This window comes from Nonomuraea sp. NPDC049269 (genome assembly GCF_043197155.1).
Taxonomy (GTDB): domain Bacteria; phylum Actinomycetota; class Actinomycetes; order Streptosporangiales; family Streptosporangiaceae; genus Nonomuraea.
On record NZ_JBICSO010000010.1, the window covers coordinates 481,000 to 503,762 of the forward strand.

The 22,763-nt window shown below is 70.6% G+C and carries 24 protein-coding genes and 1 pseudogene; 11 read left to right on the forward strand and 14 right to left on the reverse strand.

Features of this window, described 5'->3' with window-relative positions; genetic code table 11:
* The first annotated feature begins 15 nt into the window (after positions 1 to 15).
* Positions 16 to 1,035, forward strand: a complete 1,020-nt coding sequence (locus ACGFNP_RS48620; RefSeq protein WP_393329920.1) for an LLM class flavin-dependent oxidoreductase — start codon at positions 16 to 18, stop codon at positions 1,033 to 1,035.
* 13 nt (positions 1,036 to 1,048) lie between these two features.
* On the opposite strand, the gene ACGFNP_RS48625 is transcribed toward ACGFNP_RS48620, so the two are convergent.
* The 4 genes and pseudogenes from ACGFNP_RS48625 to ACGFNP_RS48640 all read right to left on the reverse strand — a co-directional run.
* Positions 1,049 to 2,473, reverse strand: a complete 1,425-nt coding sequence (locus ACGFNP_RS48625) for an MFS transporter (protein ID WP_358327628.1) — start codon at positions 2,471 to 2,473, stop codon at positions 1,049 to 1,051.
* A complete protein-coding gene (locus ACGFNP_RS48630) occupies positions 2,470 to 4,143 on the reverse strand; it encodes an FAD/NAD(P)-binding protein (RefSeq protein ID WP_393329922.1) in 1,674 nt (557 codons plus the stop codon). The genes ACGFNP_RS48625 and ACGFNP_RS48630 overlap by 4 nt, the downstream gene beginning before the upstream one ends.
* Positions 4,144 to 4,287: 144 nt before the next feature.
* Positions 4,288 to 4,368, reverse strand: a complete 81-nt coding sequence (locus tag ACGFNP_RS48635; protein WP_358327897.1) for a putative leader peptide — start codon at positions 4,366 to 4,368, stop codon at positions 4,288 to 4,290.
* Between the two features lie 694 nt (positions 4,369 to 5,062).
* Positions 5,063 to 5,386 (reverse strand): annotated as a pseudogene (locus ACGFNP_RS48640) (ATP-binding cassette domain-containing protein); the annotation flags it as partial.
* Between ACGFNP_RS48640 and ACGFNP_RS48645 the strand changes: the two are divergent.
* The 6 genes from ACGFNP_RS48645 to ACGFNP_RS48670 all read left to right on the forward strand — a co-directional run bounded on the left by ACGFNP_RS48645 (position 5,268) and on the right by ACGFNP_RS48670 (position 10,687).
* Positions 5,268 to 5,798 (forward strand): LUD domain-containing protein, encoded by a 531-nt coding sequence (locus ACGFNP_RS48645; protein WP_393329923.1) that lies wholly within the window; start codon positions 5,268 to 5,270, stop codon positions 5,796 to 5,798. The pseudogene ACGFNP_RS48640 and the gene ACGFNP_RS48645 sit on opposite strands and share 119 nt — an antisense overlap.
* A gap of 102 nt (positions 5,799 to 5,900) precedes the next feature.
* Positions 5,901 to 7,406 carry an ABC transporter substrate-binding protein gene (locus tag ACGFNP_RS48650; RefSeq protein WP_393329925.1) on the forward strand — a complete coding sequence of 502 codons (1,506 nt, stop codon included), beginning with the start codon at positions 5,901 to 5,903 and terminating at the stop codon, positions 7,404 to 7,406.
* The gene (locus ACGFNP_RS48655) at positions 7,406 to 8,365 is read left to right on the forward strand and encodes an ABC transporter permease (RefSeq protein ID WP_358327635.1); all 960 of its coding nucleotides are present in this window, start codon (positions 7,406 to 7,408) and stop codon (positions 8,363 to 8,365) included. Before ACGFNP_RS48650 ends, ACGFNP_RS48655 begins: the two co-directional genes overlap by 1 nt.
* Positions 8,362 to 9,156 carry an ABC transporter permease gene (locus tag ACGFNP_RS48660; RefSeq protein ID WP_358327638.1) on the forward strand — a complete coding sequence of 265 codons (795 nt, stop codon included), beginning with the start codon at positions 8,362 to 8,364 and terminating at the stop codon, positions 9,154 to 9,156. The genes ACGFNP_RS48655 and ACGFNP_RS48660 overlap by 4 nt, the downstream gene beginning before the upstream one ends.
* Positions 9,153 to 9,944, forward strand: coding sequence for an ABC transporter ATP-binding protein (locus ACGFNP_RS48665; RefSeq protein WP_358327640.1), 792 nt, complete (start codon positions 9,153 to 9,155; stop codon positions 9,942 to 9,944). Before ACGFNP_RS48660 ends, ACGFNP_RS48665 begins: the two co-directional genes overlap by 4 nt.
* Entirely contained in the window at positions 9,941 to 10,687 is a 747-nt protein-coding gene (locus tag ACGFNP_RS48670) for an ABC transporter ATP-binding protein (protein WP_393329928.1), read from the forward strand. The genes ACGFNP_RS48665 and ACGFNP_RS48670 overlap by 4 nt, the downstream gene beginning before the upstream one ends.
* A gap of 11 nt (positions 10,688 to 10,698) precedes the next feature.
* Here the strand turns inward: ACGFNP_RS48670 and ACGFNP_RS48675 are convergent, their stop codons facing one another.
* From ACGFNP_RS48675 to ACGFNP_RS48690, 4 genes are all read right to left on the reverse strand, one after another.
* On the reverse strand, positions 10,699 to 11,235 hold the full coding sequence (locus tag ACGFNP_RS48675) for an OsmC family protein (RefSeq protein WP_393329930.1): 537 nt from the start codon (positions 11,233 to 11,235) through the stop codon (positions 10,699 to 10,701).
* A gap of 16 nt (positions 11,236 to 11,251) precedes the next feature.
* Entirely contained in the window at positions 11,252 to 11,872 is a 621-nt protein-coding gene (locus ACGFNP_RS48680) for a VOC family protein (protein ID WP_393329932.1), read from the reverse strand.
* 61 nt (positions 11,873 to 11,933) lie between these two features.
* Positions 11,934 to 12,845: a glutathione S-transferase C-terminal domain-containing protein gene (locus ACGFNP_RS48685; RefSeq protein ID WP_393329934.1), complete on the reverse strand. Its 912-nt coding sequence runs from the start codon at positions 12,843 to 12,845 to the stop codon at positions 11,934 to 11,936.
* 14 nt (positions 12,846 to 12,859) lie between these two features.
* A complete protein-coding gene (locus ACGFNP_RS48690) occupies positions 12,860 to 13,372 on the reverse strand; it encodes a flavin reductase family protein (protein WP_358327650.1) in 513 nt (170 codons plus the stop codon).
* Between the two features lie 404 nt (positions 13,373 to 13,776).
* On the opposite strand from ACGFNP_RS48690, the gene ACGFNP_RS48695 reads away from it, so the two are divergent.
* A complete protein-coding gene (locus ACGFNP_RS48695) occupies positions 13,777 to 14,106 on the forward strand; it encodes a PadR family transcriptional regulator (RefSeq protein WP_393329936.1) in 330 nt (109 codons plus the stop codon).
* Between the two features lie 2 nt (positions 14,107 to 14,108).
* Entirely contained in the window at positions 14,109 to 14,513 is a 405-nt protein-coding gene (locus tag ACGFNP_RS48700; protein WP_393329938.1) for a DUF1048 domain-containing protein, read from the forward strand.
* Positions 14,514 to 14,549: 36 nt separating this feature from the next.
* Here ACGFNP_RS48700 and ACGFNP_RS48705 read toward each other — a convergent pair whose 3' ends face one another.
* From ACGFNP_RS48705 to ACGFNP_RS48715, 3 genes are read right to left on the reverse strand one after another with little or no spacing between them, the layout of a single operon-like run.
* Positions 14,550 to 15,206 (reverse strand): response regulator transcription factor, encoded by a 657-nt coding sequence (locus tag ACGFNP_RS48705; protein ID WP_358327656.1) that lies wholly within the window; start codon positions 15,204 to 15,206, stop codon positions 14,550 to 14,552.
* Positions 15,203 to 16,336: a histidine kinase gene (locus ACGFNP_RS48710; RefSeq protein ID WP_393329941.1), complete on the reverse strand. Its 1,134-nt coding sequence runs from the start codon at positions 16,334 to 16,336 to the stop codon at positions 15,203 to 15,205. The genes ACGFNP_RS48705 and ACGFNP_RS48710 overlap by 4 nt, the downstream gene beginning before the upstream one ends.
* Positions 16,337 to 16,380: 44 nt before the next feature.
* The gene (locus ACGFNP_RS48715; RefSeq protein ID WP_393329942.1) at positions 16,381 to 17,169 is read right to left on the reverse strand and encodes a hypothetical protein; all 789 of its coding nucleotides are present in this window, start codon (positions 17,167 to 17,169) and stop codon (positions 16,381 to 16,383) included.
* Positions 17,170 to 17,398: 229 nt separating this feature from the next.
* Between ACGFNP_RS48715 and ACGFNP_RS48720 the strand changes: the two genes are divergently transcribed.
* Complete coding sequence (locus ACGFNP_RS48720; RefSeq protein WP_393329944.1) at positions 17,399 to 18,109, forward strand: class I SAM-dependent methyltransferase; 711 nt, start codon at positions 17,399 to 17,401, stop codon at positions 18,107 to 18,109.
* Positions 18,110 to 18,217: 108 nt separating this feature from the next.
* Here the strand turns inward: ACGFNP_RS48720 and ACGFNP_RS48725 are convergent, their stop codons facing one another.
* From ACGFNP_RS48725 to ACGFNP_RS48735, 3 genes are read right to left on the reverse strand one after another with little or no spacing between them, the layout of a single operon-like run.
* Positions 18,218 to 19,702: an FAD-dependent monooxygenase gene (locus ACGFNP_RS48725; RefSeq protein WP_393329945.1), complete on the reverse strand. Its 1,485-nt coding sequence runs from the start codon at positions 19,700 to 19,702 to the stop codon at positions 18,218 to 18,220.
* Between the two features lie 26 nt (positions 19,703 to 19,728).
* Positions 19,729 to 20,619: an RNA polymerase sigma factor SigJ gene (gene sigJ, locus ACGFNP_RS48730; RefSeq protein ID WP_393329947.1), complete on the reverse strand. Its 891-nt coding sequence runs from the start codon at positions 20,617 to 20,619 to the stop codon at positions 19,729 to 19,731.
* The gene (locus tag ACGFNP_RS48735; protein ID WP_393329949.1) at positions 20,616 to 21,806 is read right to left on the reverse strand and encodes an NAD(P)/FAD-dependent oxidoreductase; all 1,191 of its coding nucleotides are present in this window, start codon (positions 21,804 to 21,806) and stop codon (positions 20,616 to 20,618) included. Before ACGFNP_RS48735 ends, sigJ begins: the two co-directional genes overlap by 4 nt.
* A gap of 194 nt (positions 21,807 to 22,000) precedes the next feature.
* On the opposite strand from ACGFNP_RS48735, the gene ACGFNP_RS48740 reads away from it, so the two are divergent.
* Positions 22,001 to 22,759: a class I SAM-dependent methyltransferase gene (locus tag ACGFNP_RS48740; protein WP_393329951.1), complete on the forward strand. Its 759-nt coding sequence runs from the start codon at positions 22,001 to 22,003 to the stop codon at positions 22,757 to 22,759.
* The last annotated feature ends 4 nt before the right edge of the window (positions 22,760 to 22,763 follow it).

The following is a 22,763-nucleotide window of genomic DNA, read 5'->3' on the forward strand; positions in this document are numbered from 1 at the left end:
GAAGGAGTACCGCATATGCCGCTGCCCTCGCAACCGTTGCGCAAGCTGGGTTTCCTGACGATCGGGCTGTTCGACGAGGCTGATCCTGGCCGCGGCCACGAGTCGACGCTCGGCGTCATCGAGCTGGGTGAGCGGCTGGGTTTCGACAGCGCGTGGGTGCGGCACCGCCATCTGCAGTACGGCATCTCCTCACCGGTCGCCGTTCTGGCGGCGGCCTCACAGCGGACCAGCCGCATCGAGCTGGGCACGGCGGTCATCCCTGTGGGCTGGGAGAATCCGCTGCGTCTGGCCGAGGACCTGGCGACGGTGGACGTCCTGTCCGGAGGCCGGCTCAACCCGGGCGTCAGCGTCGGCCCGCCGATGCACTACGACCAGGTCAAGGACGCGCTCTATCCCAGCACCGGTGACCTTGAGGACTTCGGCTACGAACGCGTGCGGCGGCTGCTGAGCTTCGTCCGCGGCGAGCCGGCCACCGACTTCAGCGGGGTCGAGGGCTTCGAGGTCTTCTCCCATCGGGTCCAGCCCCACTCCCCCGGCCTCGGCAGCCGGATGTGGTACGGCGGCGGCAGCCTGCGCTCGGCCCGGTGGGCGGGCGAGAACGCCATGAACTTCCTGACCAGCAGTGTTGTGAAGGCGGAGAAGTCTGAGGAGTTCGCCGAGATTCAGCTCTCCCACATACGGGAGTTCCGCGCGCACCACCCCGACGGCGACCGCGCCCGCGTCTCCCAGGGGCTCGTGGTCATCCCCACCGACACGGCCTCGTCCGAGCAGCGCGCCAGGTACAAGGAGTTCGCCGAAAAGCGTACGCCCAGGACCGCCGTACCCCAGGGGCCGGCGCGGATGATGTTCGCGCCCGATCTCGTCGGCGACTCCGCCGAGATCGCCGAACGGCTCTACGCCCATGCCGCCTTCCAGGAGATCGACGAGGTCGCGTTCGCGCTGCCGTTCACGTTCGAGCATGAGGACTACGTACAGATCCTCACCGACATCGCCACCCGCCTCGGCCCTGAGCTGGGCTGGCGGCCCCGTCCCTAGACCGTCGACGGGCTCATCTTCTCGTCCGGGTCCCGAGGAGCGAGACGATCATCGCGGAGGCGGCGACGCCCGCGCAGGCGAGCGTCGCGTGTAAGTACGCCGGGCCGTACCCGCCGGGCTCGGCAGCGTTCAGGTAGACGCCCGACACCGCCGAGATGCAGATCGCGGCCGAGATGCGCTGCGCCATCTGAAGGATGCCGCCCGCCACTCCGGCCGCCTCCGGCGGCGCGTGCTGGAGCACCGACGCCTGGAGCGGCGCGATGACCAGCCCAGAGGCGGCGCCGGCGCACATGGCGCACACCCCCAGCAGCAGGGGCTGGCCGGCCCGAGGGGCGAGCAGACCGACGAGGCCGCTGGCCACCATGGCACAGGCCGACAGCGCGAGCCCCGCCGAGACCGTGTGGCGCCCGAAGCGCCGCGCCACGCGCCAGGCCAGCGCGGAACTCGCCGCCATGGCCGCCGCCGAGGGCAGCGTGACGGCCGCCGCCGCGATCGCCGACAGCCCGAGGCCCTCTTGCAGGAACATGACCAGGACCAGCGACGACGCCAGCCCGGAGCCGAAATATCCCATCGCCGTCACCGCCCCCGACGCGAACGGCAGCGAACGCATCAGCGCCGGATGCACCAGCGGCCGCCGACCGGAACGAGCGTAGCGCCGCTGCCACCACACGAACGCCCCGGCCGGCACAGACACCATGGCGGCCCAGAGGCCCCAGGCCGAGCCGGCCGAGGGCTGGACGAACGGCAGCATCATCGCCACCGTCAGACCGCCCATCAGCAGCAGGCCGACGACGTCGAGGTCCGGCGAGCCCACGCGGCCCCGCGCCGGAGGCAGGTGACGGGCCGCGAGCATCAGCGTGACCAGACCGAACGGCACCGCGAGAAGGAGGACGAGCCGCCAGCCCACGCCGGGTCCCGCGACCGCGATGACGGCCCCGCCGAGCGGCGGCCCGAGCCCGCCCGCCACGCCGCCGGTCACCGCGTACAGGCCGAGGGCGCGCGTCCTGGCGTGGCCGGTGAACACGTCCTGAATGGTGCCGATCATCTGGGAGTTGACCAGCCCGCCGCCGAGCCCTTGGAGCAGCCGCGCCGCGACGAGCGCCCACGGGTGAGGGGACGACCCGGCCAGCGCCGCTCCCAGCGTGAAGATCGCCACTCCGGCGAGGAAGAACGGCTTCCTGCCCCGGATGTCGCCGAGCCGCCCGCCGGGCACGAGGGCCAGGCCGAAGGCCAGGGAGTATCCGGCCACCATCCACTGCACCTGCGTGACGTCCGCGTGCAGCGAGTCGCGCAGCGCCGGGATGGCGATGTTCAGCACGGATTGGTCGAGCAAGGTGGTGAATCCGCCGGCGGCGCAGACGACCATCACCCGGCGCCCGGCGGGGTCGAAGCTCCTGGTCAACTCCGGCGGACTGGTGGCCGCGTTGGTGTTGGTCATGCGGCGGCGTGCAGCCAGGATCCGGCGACCTGGGCCAGCACGGTGCGGGCCAGCGCGTCAGCCTGTAGCAGCAGTTCCCCCGGGCCGCCGGGGCGGTCGAAACCGGGGGCGCCGCCGCCGGTCCAGGAGCCGAGGGCGAACCGGCGGTCGTGCACGGCGCCGGTCCGGGTCACCAGCCGCCGGTCCGGGAGACGCACGTCCAGCAGGCCCGCCGTCTCCCGGCACTCGCCGCCGGCGTACAGCCCGGCGATCAGGGGGTCGGAGCCGCGGCGCACGCCGGGCACGGGCCGCCGGGCCTCGAGAAGCGTTCGCGCCGCGGTGGAGCCGGGCACGGTGGGGCTGGTCGCGCGCCACGTTCCGGACTTTTCATCCTGGTGGATGCGCAGGTCGGCGCCCAGGAAGGTGACGATGCCCGCCCGGGCGAGCGCGCGCAGTTCGGCCTGGCGGGCGAGCGACGGGCCACCGGCGAGCAGGCCGACCAGCCCCTGGACCCAGGGGTCGTCCGCCAGGGTGGTGCGCGCGGAGAGCAGCCAGTGGATCATCGCCAGGTCGGCGCTGAAGGCCGGGTCGGCGCCCCGCTCCAGGTCGGCCGCGAGATAGCCGTGCATCCACCGCTGCAGACCGGCGAGGTCGCCGAAACGCATGCCGTGCAGCGGGCGTTCCAGCCGGTCGAGGCGCAGGCGGTCGGCGAAGCGCGGCACGGACTTGGTGACCAGGGCGCGCATCTCCTTGCCACCCCACTCGGCCGCCTCGAAGGCGCTCTCGAACGCGGTCCACGTCGTCCGGGTACGGCTTGGATGTCGGGTGAACAGCTCGTGGTAGTACGCGTACGCCAGTATCTTGGCCGCGTCCTGCCCCCCGCTGGTCGGGAGCCGTTCCAGGCCGGGAGGTGGGCCCGCGAGGCGGTAGCCGGGCCGGGCGTGGTGCGGCACGCCGCGTCGCGAGCCCACGTGCAGCAGCGGCTCGTGGCCGCTCGGCAGGTAGACCGGCTCACCCCGGTCTCCTTCGATGAACCGTCCGCCACGCCCGACGGTGAGCAGCGCCACCAGGTCGGCGAACGCCCGTCCCGTGCCGCGCGCCAGCACCGGCCGACCGGCCGGGACGACGTCCGGATCGAGGTCGGCGGCATGACCGGCAGGCAGGTAGGCCAGCCCGTGCCGGGCGGCGAAGGCGATCTCCGCCGTCTCCGCCGTCGAGGGCGGCACCTCGGGCTGCCCGTGCGCCAGCACCACCGCGTCGGCCTCCAGCGACCCGCCGGTGGACAGCGCCACCCGTTGCCGTCCCGCCGACTCGGTGAGGCCGACCGCCCTGGCCTCGTGCACGCTTACACGGACATCGCCGGGTGCGAGGCGTACCGTGCGCTCGAACGCGTCCGCCAGATACCCGCCGACCTGGGACCGCGAGGCAGAGTGCCCGGACCCGCCACCGAGCCAGTCCGCCAGCGACGGACCCGCGCCATCGGGGAAGAGGGTGAGATCCTCGGTCGCCGAGTCGGCTTTCAGCGCGTCGGGCTGCCCGATCCGCCATCGGCGGCCCGCACCCGGCGGATACGGGTCCACGATGTGCAGGTCCAGCACACCTCCCCGGCCGATCCGCGCGGCGTTGGCGCAGATCCGCTCCATCAGGCACGTTCCGGCCGGACCCGCGCCGACCACCACGACCGCGCTCATGCGCGTCCTCCCCGCATATGTCGGTTCCCGCTGCCACTCAGGTCGTCGGACGCCGGGAAGAACGCACACCGGAGTCCGCGCCCGGATCGATCAAGACGGCCTGCCCTGCCGGAGATGCCGCCAGGATGCGTACAGGTGAGGCGGTCAGCGACACTGCGCGCTGGCGACGCGGGCGAAGTCCACGTGCGGGCGGGTCGTCAGGAGAAGACCGTGGATCATGAACATGAAGCTACCACATAATCGCTATTGCCTACTGGATATACATGGAATTAGGTTCCTGGCGAAGGCCACCCCGCTCCAACTCGCGCACGACGAGGCGGCCGAGCCCGGCCCCCCGGTGATGCGGACGCGTCCAGACGCGCTTGAGCTCGGCGGTCGCCGCGTCGTAGCGGCGGAACGCGCCGTGCGGCGGCGCGAACTCGGCCTCCGGATACCTCGCGAGCTCATCGTTGGAGCCGTAGCGAGAGGTGTACTCCAGGCCGTTGCCCTTCTTGGTCATGGCCGCGATGAGTCCCTGCAGGTCCGGCCCGGCACCGGAGAACGTGCCGACGATCCTGGATCCGCCGCTGACGGCGATGTTGTAGGCGATGGACGGGTTCGGGCCGAAGTACGCCTGGACGCGGCCGGACTTGAGCCCCAGCAGTACGTCGCCGTACTTCTCGTAGTAGAGGATCTCGACCGGCTTCAGCCCGGCGGCCTTGTTCTGCTTGTCCCAGTCGAGCAGGATCTTCTCCTGGTTCGTGCCGGAGCCCACCGAGACGCGCAGCCCGGCGATGTCGGCGGGCTTGGCGATCTTCTTGATCGGGCTGTTGTCGGGGACCTGCCAGCCGAGCTGGTCGATCCGGTATGTCGCGAAGTCGTAGGTGTCCTTGCGTTCCTCGGTGCCCGTGACGTTGTTGAAGACGATCTCGTACTTGGCGACGATGCGGCCGGCGTCCATGAAGACCACGGTGTCGGCCACCTCGCGGGCGAACCCGATCTCATGAGTGACCACGATCATCGTGGTGCCGCCGCGGGCGAGGTCCTTGATGACGTCCAGCACCTCCCCTACCAGCTCAGGGTCCAGCGCGGAGGTCGGCTCGTCGAACAGCAGCAACTTGGGCTCCAGCGCCAGCGCCCTGGCGATGGCGACGCGCTGCTGCTGGCCGCCGGACAGCGTACGCGCGCTCGTCATCGAGCTCCTGCCGCGGGACCGGAGCGTGTTCACCACCTCCAGTGAGACCTTGCGGCTGTCCGGCATCGCCGCCGACATCGACGAGTCGGGTGACTTCGTGTCGGTCCGCGCGCGGGCCGGCGACCTCGGGAGCGACGTCGACGCCCATATCCGCCTGGGCGCCACTCCCGATGTGGTGGTCGGCAGCGTACACGCGGTGACGGAGGGCGGGCGCCTGGTCGTCGCCTCCGCGAGCGGCAGTCAGCTCGCGCCGTACGCCTCCGGCGCCCGCAAGGTCATCTGGGTGGTCGGCGCCCAGAAGGTGGTCCCGGACCTGGAGACCGGCCTGCGCCGGGTGCGCTCCTACAGCCTGCCGCGGGAGGACCTCCGGCTGCGGGCGGTCGGTCAGTCGTCCTTCATCGGCAAGATCCTCATCGTGGAACGCGAGGCCCTCCCGGAACGCGGCACCGTGGTGCTGGTCCGCGAGGAGATCGGCTTCTGACGGGCCGACGTCGAGGGGTGGGGTGGTCACCTATAATAAACCTTACCTACCGGATATACATAGAAGCGCCCCGCGTGGTGGCCGCTTTGCTCAGGAGTTACGTTGACCAGGAAGTTCGCCGGTGTCGCGGTCGCATTGGCCCTCGCTCTCGCCGCATGCGGATCGGGACCGGCGGCCGCGCCCCAGAAGGGCCCGAGCAGCGGCACGGCCGCCGCCACGATCGAGATCGGTTCCCTGTACGAACCGCAGAACCTCGACAACACGGGCGGCGGCGGCCAAGGCGTGACGGAGGCGTTCAACGGCAACGTCTACGAGGGCCTGTTCAAGCTCACCGACGCGGGCAAGGTGGAGAACCTCCTGGCGGAGAGCCAGGAGGTGTCCGGCGACGGCCTCACCTACACGTTCAAGCTGCGCCAAGGCGTGAAGTTCCACTCGGGCAAGGCGCTGACCGCCGCGGACGTGAAGCACAGCATCGAGCGGGTCACCGCCGAGGACTCCCAGTCGGCGCGCAAGAGCCAGCTCGAGGTGATCAAGTCCGTGGCCGCGCCCGACGACCGCACCGTGGTGGTCACGCTGGCGAGCAGGTCGATCTCCCTGGTGTACAACCTCAGCTACGTGTCGATCGTCAACGCCGACGCCAAGAACCTGGCGACGGGCGAAGACGGCACGGGACCGTACAAGCTGGGGGCTTGGAAGCGCGGCTCCACGCTCAGCCTCGAGCCCTTCCCCGGCTACTGGGGGCCGCGGCCGGCCAACGGCGGCGTGGTGTTCCACTACTTCACCGAGGCCACCGCGCTCAACAACGCGTTGCTGACCGGCGCCGTGGACATCGTCACCAGCGAGCAGAGCCCGGACGCGCTGAGCCAGTTCACCGGCAACGCCGACTACAAGGTCAGCGAGGGCCACTCCACGACCAAGCTGCTGCTCGCCTTCAACGACAGGAAGGCGCCGTTCGACAAGCCGCTGGTGCGCAAGGCCGTCTCCGCCGCGATCGACGACGCCAAGCTGCTGGAGTCGATCTGGGCGGGCCACGGCAGCCTGATCGGCTCGATGGTGCCGCCCACGGACCCGTGGTACGAGGACCTGACCTCGATCGACCCGTACGACGTGGAACTGGCCAAGCGGCAGCTCGCCGAGGCGGGGTACGCGAAGGGCTTCCGCTTCACCCTCGACACGCCCAACTACGACCCGCACCCGACGGCGGCCACGTTCATCAAGAGCGAGCTGGCCAAGGTCGGCATCACCGTCGACATCAACGTGATCACCGCCGACGAGTGGTACAGCAAGGTGTTCAAGAACCACGACTTCGCCGCCACCTTGCAGGAGCACGTCAACGACCGCGACGTGGTCTGGTACGGCAATCCGGACTTCTACTGGGGTTACGACAACAAGCAGGTCACCGAGTGGATCAAGCAGGCGGAGCAGGCGAAGACCGCCGAGGAGCAGACCGGGCTGCTGAAGAAGGCCAACAGGCAGATCGCCGAGGACGCGGCCAGTGACTGGCTCTACCTGTATCCGCAGATCGTCGTGGCCTCGTCGAAGCTGTCGGGCTATCCGGTCAACGGCCTGAACTCGCAGTTCTACGCGTACGGGATCAAGAAGGGCTGATGGCGCGCTACCTGCTGCGCCGCACCGCCTTCCTGCTGGGTTCGCTGCTGCTGGCGGCCTCGCTGCTGTTCGTGCTGCTGCGGCTGCTGCCCGGCGATCCGTCGAACGCGTTGCTGCCCATGGGCGCGACGCCGGAGCAGATCGCGTCGGCGCGCCGCCAGACCGGCTCGGACCTGCCGCTGCCCGCGCAGTACGCCGCCTGGCTGGGCGGGCTCGTCCGGCTCGACCTTGGCACCTCCTACGTCAGCAGACTGCCAGTCGGGGGCGAGATCGCCGCCCGGCTGGCGGTCACCGTGCCGCTGACGCTGCTGGCCTTCGTCCTGGCCGTGGCGGTGGCGGTGCCGGTCGGCTTCCTGGCCGCCCGTCGGGCCGGGCGCTGGTACGGGCCGCTGCTCAGCGGGTTCGCGCAGTTCGGCATCGCGGTGCCGGTGTTCTGGATCGGCATGCTGCTGGTGACGGTGTTCGCGCTGCGGCTTCGGCTGCTGCCGGCTGGCGGGTTCCCGCGCGAGGACTGGGCCGAGCCGGGTCGCGCGCTGGCGGCGCTGGTGCTGCCGGTCGTCACCATCGCGCTGGTCATGTCGGCCTCGCTCATCAGGTACGTCCGCTCGGCCACGCTGGACGTGCTGGGCAGCGACCACCTGCGTACCGCGCGGGCGCTGGGCGAGTCGTTCGCCGGCGCGATGTGGCGGCACGGCCTGCGCAGCGCGGCGGCGCCCGTCATCTCGATCCTCGGCATCGAGCTGGCCACCACGTTCCTCGGCGCGGTGGTGGTGGAGAGCGTGTTCGCGTTGCCAGGGCTCGGCGCCCTGCTGGTCAAGGGCATCGCCGAGCACGACTATCCGGTGATCCAGGGCGTGCTCGCGGTCAGCACGTTCGCGGTCCTGGTGATCGGGTTCGCCGCCGACGTGGCGCAACGCCTGGTCGATCCCCGCCTGCGCACCCGGCTGGGGCGGCCGTGAAGGGGTTCGTCGCGGGTTGTGTGCTGGTCGGGGTGGTGCTCGCCGTGGCCGCCGTGTCGCTGGTGTGGCTGCCGTACGATCCGGCCGACACCTCGGGCGGCCGGCTGGTGCCGCCGGGCGGAGCGCACCTGCTGGGCACCGACAAGCTGGGCCGTGATCTGTTCACCCACCTCATGATCGGCGCCCGCATCGCGCTGACGGCCGGGGCCGGGTCCGTGCTGCTCGGGGGTGTACTCGGGGTGGCGGCGGGGCTGGCCGCCGGGTTCGCGACGCGGTGGCTGGACGACGCGCTGGCGGCGGCGCTCGACGCGCTCATCGCCTTCCCGACGCTGCTGCTGGCCATGCTGGTGGTGGCGGTGCGCGAGGCGTCGCTCGGCTCGGCGGTGCTGGCGATCGGGTTGGCCATGTCGGCGGTGGTGGCCCGTTTGACCAGGATCCTGGTCAAACGGGTGCTCGCGCAGGACTACATCACGGCGGCCCGCACGTCGGGCAGCTCGTGGCCCCGGGTGATCGTCGAGCATGTGCTGCCGAACATCTGGCCGACGCTCCTGGTCAACCTGGCCCTCCAGTTCGGTCTGGCGGTGCTGGCCGAGGCGTCGCTGTCCTACCTCGGCCTCGGCCCGCCCCCGCCGAACGCCTCCTGGGGCCGGCTGCTGCACGAGGCCCAGGCCACCGTGCTCACCGCGCCGGTCGGCGCCATAGCGCCGGGCATACTGCTGGTCGTGCTCGTCGTCGGCGTGAACCTGGTCGCCGACGGCCTGCGCGACCTCGCACCGGGGAGGAGCCGATGACGCTACTGGACGTCGACGACCTGTCGGTGCGCCGGGCCGACGGCCACGAGCTGCTCCACGGCCTGTCGTTCACGCTGGCGCCCGGCGAGCGGCTGGGCCTGATCGGCGAATCCGGCTCGGGCAAGTCGCTGACCGCGCTGGCCGTTCTGAGCCTGCTTCCCGCGGGCCTGACCGCGCAGGGCAGCGTGCTGGTGTCCGGTACGCAGGTCGTCGGCGCGGCGGACCGGCGGCTGGACCGCGTCCGCGGCCGGGCCGTGAGCGCGGTGTTCCAGGAGCCGCTGATGGCGCTGGACCCGCTGATGCGCATCGGCAGGCAGGTCGCCGGGCCCATCCGGCGCCGGCGCGGACTGCGGGGCGCGGCGTTGCGGACCGCCGTCCTGACGGCGTTGGAGGAGGTACGCCTGCCGGAACGGATCGCGAGCGCGTACCCGCACGAGGTCTCCGGCGGCCAGCGGCAGCGCGCGGCCATCGCCATGGCGCTGGCCTGTGAGCCGGACCTGCTGATCGCCGACGAGCCGACCACGGCGCTCGACGTGAGCGTGCAGGCCGACGTGCTGGCGCTGCTCGACGGCCTGGTCACCGAGAAGGGGATGGCGCTGCTGTTCATCGGCCACGACCTCGCCGTGGTCGCCGGCGTGGCGGACCGGTTGATCGTACTCAGGGACGGCTCGGCGGTGGAGTCGGGAAGGACGGAGGACATCGTGAGGGAGCCGCGGCACACCTACACGCGGTCGCTGGTGGACAGCGCGTGGGAGTTCGAGGCCGAGCTCGATCGGCTGGCGCCGTGACCATCCTGGAGACCCGGTCGGCCGGGTACGCCTACCGGGGCGGAGCGCCTGTGCTCTCCGACGTCTCGGTCGCCGTGTCGCCGGGGCGCAATCTGGCGCTGGTGGGCGAGTCGGGCGCGGGCAAGACGACGCTGCTGCGGCTGCTGCTGGGCCTGGCCAGGCCGAGCAGCGGCGAGGTGCTCTTCGACGGCCGTCCCCTGCGCCCGGACCGCGAGTTCCGGCGCAGCGTCCAGCCGGTGTTCCAGGATCCGTACTCCTCGCTGGATCCCCGGCAACGGGTGGACCGCATCGTGTCGGAGCCGCTGCGCGCGATGCGGATCGGCGCCCGCGACGAGATCGGCGACCGGGTGGTGCGGACGCTGCGGGCCGTCGGCCTGCCCGCGGACGCCGCCCGCCGCTATCCGCACGAGTTCTCCGGCGGACAGCGGCAGCGCATCGCGATCGCCAGGGCCATCGTGTGCGAGCCGCGGATCCTGCTGGCCGACGAGCCAGTCAGCGCGCTGGACGTCACCACCCGCGTGCGCCTGGTGGAGTTGCTGCGCGAGCTGAACACCGCCAGGGACCTGACGGTGGTGATGATCTCGCACGACCTGGCCGTGGTCGCCGCCCTGTGCGACGAGATCGCCGTACTCGACCGGGGGCGGATCGTGGAGCGGGGGGCGAGCGCCGACGTACTCGGCTCACCGGGCCATCCCCACACACGCCGGCTCGTCGCGAGCGTGCCACGGCTGCGCCGGAGCTGACCACGTGGGCGTCAGCTGACGGCTGCCGAGCTGCGTCGGGTCCGGACCACCGTTCCGCTGACCGGCTGTGGATTGCGGATCAGGTTGAGTATCGGGCACACCCGCTCCACCTCGGCATGCAGTCTGGCCAGTTCATCGTCCGCGGCGGGCGAGTCGATCAGCACCTCGTAGCGGAAGTTGTGCGGGTGGACCGGGATGCCGCTGTCGCCCGGCTGCTGGGCTCGAGGGTCGTACTCGGCGTGCACGTCCACCTCGAGCGCGTCGATCGGCACCGCCAGTTCGGCCGCCTTGATGAGGAAGATGTGGGTGACGCAACTGCCGAGCACACCGGCCTGGAGCTCGGGGGAAGTGGGGCCGAGGTCGTAGCCGGCGAAGTCGGGGCCGCTGTCGCTGATGATCTGGAAGTCGCGGATCCTGACCCGCCGGATTCCGCTGCGGCCCTCGGCGGTGACGTGGGCGTGCAGCGGGACCGGTCCGGCGGCGGGCGCCTGCCGGCGGGCCAGCAGGGCCGTGCGCTTGTGCGACAGGTACTCGCGTAGGGTGCTCATGGTCTTCTCTTCCTGGTCAGCGCAGGGCCACGGGGCCGAGTGGGGTGTCGATCACGGCGCGCAGCACCGTTTCGGGTCCTTGTGAGATGTCGAGCCGGACGCCGAGGGCGGCCAGGTCGCCCCGCAGCGCGTCCGGGGCCGGGTGCACGACGGAGAAGGAGGTCAGGCTCACCAGAGGCAGGTCCGAGTCCGCCGGGTGGGGTGTGGCGCCCCAGTCGATGAGGAACGGCACCGGCCTGACCGCCGCCGGGTCCGCACGCCGGGTGAGCCGCCACTCCAGCAGCTCGCCCGCCGGGGTGCGCCTGGACAGAGGTTGTACGTCGCCGGGGTCGTAGCCCTGCTCGCGGGCCCGCCGCACCGCCTTGTCGAGGTCGTCCGGGCGTACGGCCCAGGCGGCGAGCCGCGGCTCGGTGAGGGTTTCCAGGCCGAAGGCCCGCGGCCGTACGGACGCCTCAGGGTCGGGCCCGATGATCTCCAGGTAGGAGGTGGGGCCGAAGCGGACGAGGTGATTGGCGGTGCCTCCAGGATGGCTGCCTCCGGCCACCGGGCGGACTCCGGTTCGCTCGGCGAACTCGGCGACTCCCGCGGCGAGGTCGGACACCGCGTACACGAGGTGGTCGAGCTGTGGTTCTGTCACTGGTCCGCCTTCAGGGTGGTTCGCCGAGCGAGAGCATGAGCCGGGTGGGGTTGCTTGCGCGTCATAGCCCCCGCCCGTGCGGCGCGTCCCACGTCGCCGGCAGGCCCTCGGTCGTCTCCCGGAAGGCGGGGCGCTGGTACAGGTCGCGGGCGTACGGCCAGAGGTGTTCGAAGTCGGACAGCTCCCGCTCACTGATGAGGTGGCCGCGGTTGTCACCGGAGTCGAACCTGGCCAGCGTCACCCACAGCCGCACGTCCGCCTCGGTGATCGTGTCGCCGGTCAGGAACCGCCGCTCGGCCAGGCGTTCGTCCAGCCGCTCCAGCGCGGAGACGACCCGGTGGCGCTCCTGCTCGCGCTCGTCCTCGGTAGCGGCGCGGGCCACGCGGGAGACGCCGGTGTTGACGTCGAAGTAGATCCACCCGTTCAGCTTGTTGATCTCCGGGCGCAGCTTGCCGGGGTAGAGGTCGACGGAGGTGTCGGCCCACGGTTCGAACTGGGTGGCCAGGTCGATCGTGATGTCGGGGAAGTTGTTGCTGACGATCGCGCCGGTCCGCCGGTCCCAGAGGACGGGGACCGAGATGTGGCCGCCGTACCCCTTCTCGGTCGCCTCGTAGGCCTGCTCCAGCAGGGTGAAGCCGTTGACCGGGTCGGCGCCGCGGTGCTCCCTGAACGCCCATCCGCGGCCGTCGCGGTCGTCGTCCACGTACGACAGTGTGACCACGTCCTCCAGTCCTTTGAGCTTGCGGACGATGGCGGCGCGGTGGGCGTACGGGCAGACCCAGGCGAGGTAGAGGTGGTAGCGGCCAGGTTCGGCGCGGAAGCCGCTGGAGCCGTCGGCGGTGATCCGGCCCTGGAACGGGTAGACCGGACGGTTCCAGTCCGGCGACAGGTGCAGCCGGCCCGGGCCGTAGTGGCCGTACGCGGCGAGGTCGACAGGGGTCGCGTAGAGCGCCGTCTGCGTGGAGATGGACACGGGTCCTCCGGGGTTCAGGAGTCGGGGTGGGCCAGGAAGCGGCCGAAGCGGCCCTGGTGGTAGAGCAGCGGGCGGCCGGGCCGCTGCACGTCCGCCTCGGCGACCAGGCCGACCACCAGGATGTGGTCGCCGACCACGGCCCGCTCGTAGGGCAGGCAGACAAGGTGCGCCGAGACGTCCTGCAGCAACGGAGCGCCCAGCGGTCCTGGGCGCCAGCGGGTGGGCGCGGCGAACCGGTCGATGCTCTTGCGGGCGAAGCGGGCCGCCAGCTCGGCCTGGTCGCTGGTCAGGATGTTGACCGCGAAGTGGTCGGCGCCGCTCAACTGGGGCCAGGTGGTCGAGGAACGGTCCACGTAGAAGGAGACCAAGGGCGGCTCCAGGCTGACCGAGGAGAAGGACGTGGCGGTGAGGCCCACGGGAATGCCGTCGCTCTGCGCGGTGATGACCACGACGCCGCTGGCGTGCACGGCGAGTGCCCGCCTGAACTGGTCGGCTGCGATGGCCCGATCGGGCAGTGTGTCGGTCATGCGGGTGTCCCGTTCCGGTGCGGGCGGCCGGCGGGGTGGCCGGATGTGGGTGATTGCATGATCACGAGAAGGTTCCTCACGGAGAAGGCATGCTCACGCGGCTGCCGGGGCGCCGCGGAGAAGAGGAGTCGGCGGCGGCGTGGGCGGCGCCCGCCACGCCAGGAGCACGAGGGTGGGATGCGGCGGCTACGGGTCCGTGATCAACGACACTGCGCGCTGGCGACGTGGCAGAAATCCACGTGAGAGCGCCTGGTCAGCAGAAAGCCCTGGCTCATACCAACGAAACTAAGCCGCGATCCCCCAATAAGTCAATATTTCCTACTGGTTTATAGGGTAATTGCGCGGCTATTCGGTGTTGCTAGCTACTGGTAGTCAGCATTACTGGGTAGCCGAAGGTGGCGTACATGGGCAAGCTGGCGACGGAGCTGCTCAAGGGAACGCTGGAGGGCATCGTCCTGGCGATCCTGTCCGGCCGGCCCGCGTACGGCTACGAGATCACGGCGTGGCTGCGGGATCAGGGCTTCTCCGACATCGCCGAGGGCACCATCTACGCGCTGCTGGTCCGGATCGAGCAGCGCGGCTTCGTCGACGTGCAGAAGGTCCCGTCGGAGAAGGGACCGCCGCGCAAGGTGTACACCCTCAACGCCCAGGGCCAGGAATATCTCGCCGAATTCTGGAGGACCTGGAGCTTCCTCGCAGAACGGCTCGAACAGCTCCGCGAAGGAGGCAAGTAGCCATGACCACAGGGCCGGGCGAGCCGAAGAGGCGCTACCTGCAGTATTTGGAGGCGGTCACAGGGTCGCTCGAGGAGAAGAAGCGCTGGCGGCAGTACAAGGCGCGCATCAAAGAGCTTCCCGAGAACTATCGCACGGCGGTCGAAGCGCTGGAGCGCTACCTGATGCACTTCGGACCGGGGGACGACGTGGTTTCGATGCACGAGGACCTCGCCGATCTGTTCGAGCAGAGCGCGACGGACGGCACCCCGATCCGCGAGATCGTCGGGCAAGACCCCGTGGAGTTCGTCGAGGCGTTTCTCGCGAACTACCCGGAGGGCCAGTGGATCCGCCGGGAGCGTCGATCGGGATGCACGCCGGCACGACTTTCCTTCTGTCGACGGGCGGCGTCATCGCCCTCCTGCTGAACCTCATACCGTTGTAGAGCCAGGACCGCGAGGGGCTCAGGGTGGGTCGTTCCCGCCTGCGTCGCGGACGAGCAGCGCGATCTGCACCCGGTTGGCCAGGCCCAACTTGGCCAGCGTACGGCTGACGTGCGCCTTGACCGTGGTCTCGGTCATGTTCAGCTCGCGGGCGATCTCGGTGTTGGACAGCCCCCGAGCCACCACCCGCGCGACTTGGCGCTCGCGCTCGGTGAGCCTGGACAGACGCTTCCTGGCGGCGGCCGCGTCGGGGGTTTCCCACCTGGCGAAGGCATCGAGCATGCGCTTGGTCACAGTCGGTGAGAGCATGGCATTGCCTTGCGCCACCGCGCGCACGGCGGCGATCAGGTCGCGAGGCGCGGTGTCCTTCAGCAGGAAGCCCGCCGCCCTGGCCCGCAGGGCGCTGTAGACGTACTCGTCGCGGTCGAAGGTGGTGAGCATGACCACCTTGGGCGGCTGGAGGGAGCGGTTGATCTCCCTGAGAGCCGTCACGCCGTCCATGACGGGCATCCGCACATCCATGAGGACGACGTGCGGCCGGTAGCGGGCGGCCTCGGTCACCGCCTCGGCCCCGTTCGGCGCCTCGGCGATCACCTCGATGTCGTCGGCGGCCTCCAGGATCGCGCGCAGGCCCGTACGCACCAGTGCCTCGTCGTCCGCGATCAGCACTTTGATCATGTCGGTAGCCTGACGCTGACCAGGAATCCGCCGTCGGGTTCCGCCCCGGCCGTGAACTCTCCCCCCAGCAGTTCCACGCGCTCGCGCAGCCCCAGCAGCCCGGACCCGCCGCCGGGCAGGTCCAGGGCCGGGCTCGGCGGGGCGGCGTTGCGCACGTCAATGTGCAGCGCGGCGGGCAGGTGACGCAGGACGACCTGGGTCGCGGCTCGGCCCGCGTGTTTGTGGATGTTCGTGAGGGCCTCCTGGACGACGCGGTAGGCGGTGTGCTGGACCATGACGGGCAGCGCGCCAGGATCGCCCTCCTCGTGCCGTTCCACCGGTACGCCGGCCGAGCGGGACTGCTCCAGGAGCCAGTCGAGCTCGGCCAGTGTCGGCCGCGGGTGGTAATCCCCGTCCTCCTCGTCGAGGACCCCCAGCACCGCTCTGAGCTCGGTGAGCGCGTCCTTGCCCGTTGCGCGAATCAGCTCCGCCTCCGCCGCGGTCTTCTCGTCGGTGGCGTTGATTTCCAGCGCTCCCGCCCGCAGGACCATGAGCGAGACCCGGTGCGTCACCACATCGTGCATCTCGCGCGCGATCCGGGCGCGCTCCTGCGCGCGCGCCTGCTCGGTTCGCGCCGACTGCTCGCGCTCCAGCCGCCGGGCGCGCTCACGCAGCCCGTCGACCACTTGCCGGCGGGCGCCGGCCCACAGTCCGAGCGCCAGTGGGAGCCAGGCGAACAGGGGCGCGCCGCCGAGAGCGGAGACCAGTCCGACGCCGGGCTGCGGGATGACCGCGACCAGACTGGCCGGCACCGCGTACAGCGCGAGCGGCGCCGGGCGCCGCAAGGTGGTCGCGGCGACGTACGAGGCCACGGCCAGCAGTAGCCCCGGCGCGCGAAGCACCGCGTCCACCAGTGCGAGCACCGGCAACAGCCACGGCCGGCCGGGGGCGACCCTGGCCGCCGCCGCGGCCAGCAGCCCCACCACGGCGGCGGGAACGTAGGCGGTCAGCCCACCGCCGGCCGGCAGCCCGGCCAGCGTTGCCGCGTACCCGAACGCCCGCGCGCCGGGCAGTGCCGCCGGCACGAAGGCCCCGCAGAAGGCGGCCGCGGGCAGCACCCACGACAAGACCCCGGCCCGCACATCCCTCACCCACGACAGCGTAGACACCGCCAAGCGGTGCCCGGAGCGGCGTGTCACCAGCTGAGCACCCGCGATGACGCCCTGTCCCCCGCAGGCTGAGCTTGTGTGCGCAACTCCGGCATGGCATCGCGCAGCAGCTTGATCCCGAGCGGCACGAGCACCAGGCACAGGGCAGCGCCCGACAGGACCCCGTCGATCAGCTCGCTTCTCTTCAGCACACCGGTCCACATCCATCCCGAGAACAGGAACAGCACCAGCCGCCCGGTGCCGAACGTGCCCGAGCGGAAGGCGGCCAGGCCGAGGAGCAGTGTCCCGATATAGAGACCGAAGGCCGCCGAAACCGGCACCCGCCAGGGCCCGTAGGAAATGTCCACGTACAGGTTCATCACGATCTCGGTCGTCCGCTCCAGCCCAAGCGTCCCGATGAGCCGCAGGGCCGTCTCGTCCACACCCGCCCAGTACAGGCGCGAGAACAACCCCACGACCACCATCGCGCCGCCCAGGCGGGCCAGCCAGGGTGAGCGCGCGGCAGCCACCCGGGCCAGGACGACGATGGCCAGGCACAGCACGATGGCTCCCGCCGTGTAACAGGCGTAGCCGGCTGTGGCCAGCCCCGGGTTCACGGTGTAAGCGGCCAGTTGCTCGGGCGCGGCGAACGGCTGCGTGGCGAAATGCGCACGCTGCTCCGGCGTGAACTCCGCGGTGCTCACCGCCAGGTGGCGCAGCGTCAGCCCGGCGAACCACAGGAGCGGCCCGAGCACCAGGGCGCCGCCACCGAGGAACCGCCCGGGAAACCAGGCGTTGTGGTGAACCGACGCGGGAGCGATGTTGATCAGCGACATGCCATCACCCTGGCGTGCGGGAGAAGGCCACCACACCTGCCGTTCGGCACGTACGGATGTCTCTTTAGTTGCGTGCTGCCGCAACCCGGCCGGCTCAGCTCGTACCTCCCCTGCCCCCAGCGGTCCAGGGGCCACTGGATCTTCCATTTCCAGGGCCCGCCTTTACAATGTAGATTTCTTAGGCACGCGCCGGATCTCGAGGCGGCACCGGAGAAAGTACCCTTGACTGATGTTCTCGCCTCAAGGCCCGTCGCTGCGTGAGCTGGTGGTCCAGGCGCTGTCCTCGGTCGAGCGCGGCTACGACCTGCTCGCCCCGAAGTTCGACCACACGCCGTTTCGCACCCCCGACAGCGTTCTTGACGCGACCACCGACGCCCTGCGGCCGCTCGGGCCGTTCGAGCGGGGACTGGACGTGTGCTGCGGCACCGGAGCGGGCATGCGGACCCTCGAACCCCTGTGCCAAGGACGGATCACGGGCGTCGACTTCAGCACCGGCATGCTCGCGCAGGCGCGCCGAGCGCACCCGGACGCCGAGTGGGCACAGGCCGACGTTCTAGCCCTGCCCTTCGCCGAGGCCTTCGACCTCGCGGTCAGCTTCGGCGCGCTCGGACACTTCCTGCCCGCCGAACGGTCCTCGCTCTTCGCCGGGGTGTATCGCGCACTACGGCCGAACGGGCTCTTCGCCTTCCCCATCGGCGCGCCACCGCCCATCACGTCGGGCCAGTACTGGACGCTGCGCGGATTCGACCTGGCCATGCGGGTGCGGAATGCCGTGTGGCGTCCCCCCTTCGTCATGTACTACGGCACCTGCCCGCTGCACGCGGTCCGGGACGACCTGGCAGCAGCCGGATTCACCGTGACGACGGCCCCCTTGACCGCCCTGGGCCGACGCGAGGACGGCAGCCCGAAGTGCCGGCTCGTCCTCGCGCGCAAGACGTAAAGGTACTGGCGAACTCGATACGGGCGCCGCCGCCGATCACGTCGGTCAAGCTCGGTCACGGGCGGATTTCCGCTCGGGAGGACGGCGCACCGATCATGAACATCTCCATCAGCTGCGCGGGCGTACGTGCGTGCCATGAAGACCGGTCGGGCCGAGCCACGTCGTGAGGGTGGTCCGGAGAGCGTCCAGGTCTGGCCGCTCGCCGGCGCGGGTGACCCAGGCGACATGTCCGTCGGGACGGATGAGTACCGCGTCCGCGCCGAGATCGGAGCCCTCGGCAGGACGGGCGCGGACGAGATCGACCCGGTCCGACCAGCCGGTCACGACGGCGTCGAGCGGCGGAAGACCACCAAGATCCAGCAGAACCGCACGGGCGCGGTGCAGCAGCTCGTAGATGCGGCCGTGTCCGATGTCGAGATCCGGAATCCGCCGGCCGAGGAGGTCATCCGTCCCCTCCATCGGGTACCTGATGTCGGTCGCCGTGATCATGCCGGCCAGGCGCAGCCGTACCTCGTCGATGCCGATGAGATCGTCCAGCACCTCGCGCAGAGCGGAGGTGTGATCGTCCACCCGCCAGAGGGCGGTCTGGGCGCGGGTGTTCTGCAGGACGCGGGCGGCGACCGGGTGGCGTTCGGCCTGGTAGGTGTCGAGCAGCAGGTCCGGACTCTGGCCGCGGACGACGGCGGCGAGCTTCCAGCCGAGGTTGACCGCGTCCTGCACGCCGGTGTTCAGGCCCTGACCGCCCGCTGGGAAGTGGATGTGCGCGGCGTCGCCGGCGAGGAGAACCCGGCCCACGCGGTAACGGTCGGCCTGACGCGCCGCGTCGCCGTGCCGGGAGAGCCAGCGCGGTGAGTGCATCCCGTAATCCGTCCCGGCGATCTTGAGCAAGGACTTGCGGAGGGTCTCCAGGGTCATCGGTTCGTCCCGGTCGGCGACGTGATCGAACTCGTTGGTCAGCACCCGGTACCAGTCCGAGCCGTACGACAGCACCGAGAACCTGCCGTGCTCGCGCCGCTCCTGGAAGATGTCGGCCGCGGGCGGCTCGGCGAGCTCGACGTCGCCGAGCCTCGCGGTCATCGTGGCCGGGGTGCCGGGGAACTCGATGCCGGCGAGCCCACGCACGATGCTGCGGCCGCCGTCGCAGCCGACGAGGTAGTCCGCCCGGACGCGCGACCCGTCCGCGAGCTCCACCATGACACCCGTTTCATCCTGGGTGAACCCCCTCACCTCGGCGTCGCGGCGCAGCCGTACCCCCAACTGCGCCGCGCGCTCCTCCAGCAGCCGTTCCACCTCGGCCTGCAAGATGAGCAGAGCGTACGGATATCGCGTCGCCATATCGGATAGGTCGAGACCGAGTCCGGAGAAGTGCACCTCCTGCCTCGGGCGTCCGCGCTCGAGAAACCGGTCGAGCAAGCCCCGCTGATCGAGCGTCTCCATCGTGCGGATGTGCAGACCACCGGCCCGTGATTCCACCGTTCGAGGCTCCGGGAGACGCTCGAGCACGAGCACATCGACCCCGGCGAGCCGCAGCTCGCACGCGAGCATCAACCCCGTCGGCCCCGCACCAGCGATCACTACCTGGGTGTCGGTCATGGTCGACTCCTTGGTCATCGTTCCCCCTACCGGCTGATCTGACGCGGAACCGACACCGCGAGAAGTTTGTCCGGGTTGCGGATGGCATAGAAGTTGGTGATCTGCCCATCGGCGATCTCGATCAGGAAGACGCCTTCCAGGCGCTCGCCGCTGAGCACTATCGCGGGCGCGCTGTTGCAGTTGACCATTTCGATCCGCAGGTCATCCAGCCGCCCCAGGCGGAACAAGCTCATGAGGACCGCGGCCACCTTCTCCGCGCCCACCACCGGCCGGCGTGCCGCGGTGGCCTTGCCGCCGCTGTCGGCGGTCCAGGTGACGTCCGGCGCGAGCAGCGAGAGCAGCCCTTCCAGGTCACCGCTGGCCGCCGCGGTCATGAACTGCTCGGTGATCCGCGCGGTCGTCGGGGCGTCGACGGGCTCGAAGCGCTTGCGCCGCGCCTGTACGTGCTCGCGGGCACGGTGCGCCACCTGGCGCACCGTCGCCACGGATTTGCCCACCGCTGTGGCGATGTCGTGGTAGCCGAAGCCGAACACCTCACGCAGCACGAACACCGCACGCTCGTCGGGGGTGAGTGTTTCGAGCAGCACGAGCATCGCCATCGACACTGACTCGGCGAGCAGCACATCGGCCGAGGCATCGCTTTCGGCGAGCAGCAGCGGCTCGGGCAGCCACGAACCGACGTAGTCCTCGCGCCGCCGCGCGCCCGCCCGCAAGGCGTTGAGCGCCTGACGGGTCACCAGCTGTGCCAGATACGACTTGGTGTCCCGTACGGTCGCGAGGTCCACGTCGGCCCACCGCAGGTAGCTGTCCTGCAGCACGTCGTCGGATTCGGTTACCGAGCCGAGTATCTCGTAGACGATCGTGAACAGCAGCGGCCGCAACAGGGTGAACCGCTCGGCATGCTCGTCGGCGCTCACGGGGAGGTGACCACCCGCGCGGCGGAGGCCGACTGCTCGGGACGCGGGCCGCCCCTGGGCCAGCCCATGGAACCCGGCTTGCGGGCCTCACCGCGAATCCTCTTCGACACCACGAACTTGCAGGTCACCTCCTTGATCGCCGCGCCCATGCGGCCGCCGATGTAGACGTTCACCGTCGTGTCGTCCTTGCGGGCGAGCTGCCGGATGCCCGCGTGCCGGCCGAGGCTGACGCACGCCCCCGTGAAGGCCAGGTTGATCACCGCCGGTTCGGTTCCCGCGATGCGGCTCAGCACGGTGTCGGCGGCCTGTGCCCCGAGCGGCCCGGCGGCGTAGCCGCTCATCCGCAGCGCCTGGCCCGATGGTGCGGCGGCGTCGCCGGCCGCGACGATGCGGTCGTCGTCGACGCTGGTCAGCGTCTCGTCGGCGAGCAGCCGGCCGAGCGCGTCGGTGCGCAGCCCGCTCGCCGCCGCCAGCCCCGGCACACCGAAACCGGCCGTCCAGATGGTCAGCGCGCTCGGACGCACCGCACCGCCGGCAAGGACGACCTCATCCTGCCGTACCTCGGTCACCACACCGGCCTCGAGCACGGCGACACCGTGCCGGTTCAGCCACTTGGCGATGTATCGGCGCCCCGACGCACTCATGTAGGGCGCCAGGGTCCGGCCGCACACCAGTGTGACCGCGCGTCCTTGTTCGGCCAGTTCGGCGGCCGTCTCGATGCCGGTCAATCCGCCGCCGACCACGGTGACCGGAGCGTCAAGGGGCAACTCCTCCAGTCTGGCGCGCAGCTGCTGCGCGGACTCGAATTCAGCGATGGGCAGAGCGAATTCGACCGCGCCGGGCACCGATGACGGTGTCGCCGCGATGCTGCCGACCGCGTAGATGACGTAGTCGTAGTCCAGGGCGCGGCCCGACGCCAGCCGCACGGTGCGGGCGGCGGTGTCGATGCGCGTGACGCTGTCGACGACCAGCTGGATGCCCTCGCCGAGGAGCGTACCGTAGGCGATCGTGGCGTCGCCGGTACGGGCCACGAACTGGTGCAGCCGGATGCGTTCGACGAACTCCGGGCGCGGATTGACCAGAGTGATGTCGACGTCGTCGCGCATCCGCAGACGGTTGGCCGCGAGCGTTCCGGCGTAACCGCCGCCGATGACCACGACCTTGTGGGATGTGTTGTGTTCGGTCATGCCCTCAGGACACCGCTGATCGCTGAGACGTGACATGACGCGACGTGACGTGCGTCACTCCACTCAGGAACCCGGGGACACGTGACCGCAATGCCCGCCTTGCGGCATGACACGACGCTGCATATCGTGACGATGTATCAAGCCGATATATCGGGCCGTTAGTTTGCCCAGCCCGACTGGACGCGGGAGGTGCGATGAGGCGGATCGATTACGACACGGAGCAGTACCAGGACTACGCGCGTGGCCGTGCGCTTGCCGAGCAGCAGTTGCAGACGTGGATCAGTGCCTTCGGAGCGGTGCTGCCCGAGCGGCGTCCGCTGGCGGGGCTGGACGTCGGTTCAGGGACCGGCAGGTTCACCCCCGCGCTGGCGCGAGCGTTCGGGCCGGTCACCGGGGTCGAGCCGTCGGTCCGTATGCGTGAGACAGCTCAGGCGCAGTCCCCGCATCCCGGTGTGCGGTACCTGGCAGGCTCCGCCGAGGACATGCCGGTGCCGTCCGGCAGCGCCGACTACGCTCTCATGTTCCTGTCCTGGCACCACGTCCAGGACAAGCCGCGGGCGGTGCGGGAGCTGGCCAGGGTGCTCAGGCCCGGCGGGCGGCTGCTACTGCGCGCGAATTTCAGCGACCACCATCCCAGGCCGTGGTGGCTGGCGCACTTCCCCCGCGGCTACGAGGTGGACGCCTCGCTGTTTCAGCCGCTGCACGAGGCCATCGCGATGTTCACCTCGGAAGGCTGGCGCGTCACCGGCTTCGGCACGGTTACCGAGCCGTCCTCCGGTACTCGCGCTGACATGCTCGAACGGCTGCGCCTGCGCACCCTTTCGTTCTTCGCTCAGCTGAGTCCCGACGAACTGGAGGCCGGCTTCCGCCGCCTGGAGCAGGCTGTCGCCGCGGATCCCGGAGCGCCGGCGCCGGTGTTCTCTGAGCCGCTGCTCACGCTCGAACGACGCTAGACGC

What these genes read in the sequence shown, in the direction of transcription:
- ACGFNP_RS48620 (WP_393329920.1), top strand. Translation starts at nt 16, where the DNA reads ATGCCGCTGCCCTCGCAACCGTTGCGCAAGCTGGGTTTCCTGACGATC.
- ACGFNP_RS48625 (WP_358327628.1), bottom strand. Translation starts at nt 2,473, where the DNA reads ATGACCAACACCAACGCGGCCACCAGTCCGCCGGAGTTGACCAGGAGC.
- ACGFNP_RS48630 (WP_393329922.1), bottom strand. Translation starts at nt 4,143, where the DNA reads ATGAGCGCGGTCGTGGTGGTCGGCGCGGGTCCGGCCGGAACGTGCCTG.
- ACGFNP_RS48635 (WP_358327897.1), bottom strand. Translation starts at nt 4,368, where the DNA reads ATGTTCATGATCCACGGTCTTCTCCTGACGACCCGCCCGCACGTGGAC.
- ACGFNP_RS48645 (WP_393329923.1), top strand. Translation starts at nt 5,268, where the DNA reads ATGGCGACGCGCTGCTGCTGGCCGCCGGACAGCGTACGCGCGCTCGTC.
- ACGFNP_RS48655 (WP_358327635.1), top strand. Translation starts at nt 7,406, where the DNA reads ATGGCGCGCTACCTGCTGCGCCGCACCGCCTTCCTGCTGGGTTCGCTG.
- ACGFNP_RS48665 (WP_358327640.1), top strand. Translation starts at nt 9,153, where the DNA reads ATGACGCTACTGGACGTCGACGACCTGTCGGTGCGCCGGGCCGACGGC.
- ACGFNP_RS48675 (WP_393329930.1), bottom strand. Translation starts at nt 11,235, where the DNA reads ATGAGCACCCTACGCGAGTACCTGTCGCACAAGCGCACGGCCCTGCTG.
- ACGFNP_RS48690 (WP_358327650.1), bottom strand. Translation starts at nt 13,372, where the DNA reads ATGACCGACACACTGCCCGATCGGGCCATCGCAGCCGACCAGTTCAGG.
- ACGFNP_RS48695 (WP_393329936.1), top strand. Translation starts at nt 13,777, where the DNA reads ATGGGCAAGCTGGCGACGGAGCTGCTCAAGGGAACGCTGGAGGGCATC.
- ACGFNP_RS48700 (WP_393329938.1), top strand. Translation starts at nt 14,109, where the DNA reads ATGACCACAGGGCCGGGCGAGCCGAAGAGGCGCTACCTGCAGTATTTG.
- ACGFNP_RS48705 (WP_358327656.1), bottom strand. Translation starts at nt 15,206, where the DNA reads ATGATCAAAGTGCTGATCGCGGACGACGAGGCACTGGTGCGTACGGGC.
- ACGFNP_RS48715 (WP_393329942.1), bottom strand. Translation starts at nt 17,169, where the DNA reads ATGTCGCTGATCAACATCGCTCCCGCGTCGGTTCACCACAACGCCTGG.
- ACGFNP_RS48720 (WP_393329944.1), top strand. Translation starts at nt 17,399, where the DNA reads ATGTTCTCGCCTCAAGGCCCGTCGCTGCGTGAGCTGGTGGTCCAGGCG.
- ACGFNP_RS48725 (WP_393329945.1), bottom strand. Translation starts at nt 19,702, where the DNA reads ATGACCGACACCCAGGTAGTGATCGCTGGTGCGGGGCCGACGGGGTTG.
- ACGFNP_RS48735 (WP_393329949.1), bottom strand. Translation starts at nt 21,806, where the DNA reads ATGACCGAACACAACACATCCCACAAGGTCGTGGTCATCGGCGGCGGT.
- ACGFNP_RS48740 (WP_393329951.1), top strand. Translation starts at nt 22,001, where the DNA reads ATGAGGCGGATCGATTACGACACGGAGCAGTACCAGGACTACGCGCGT.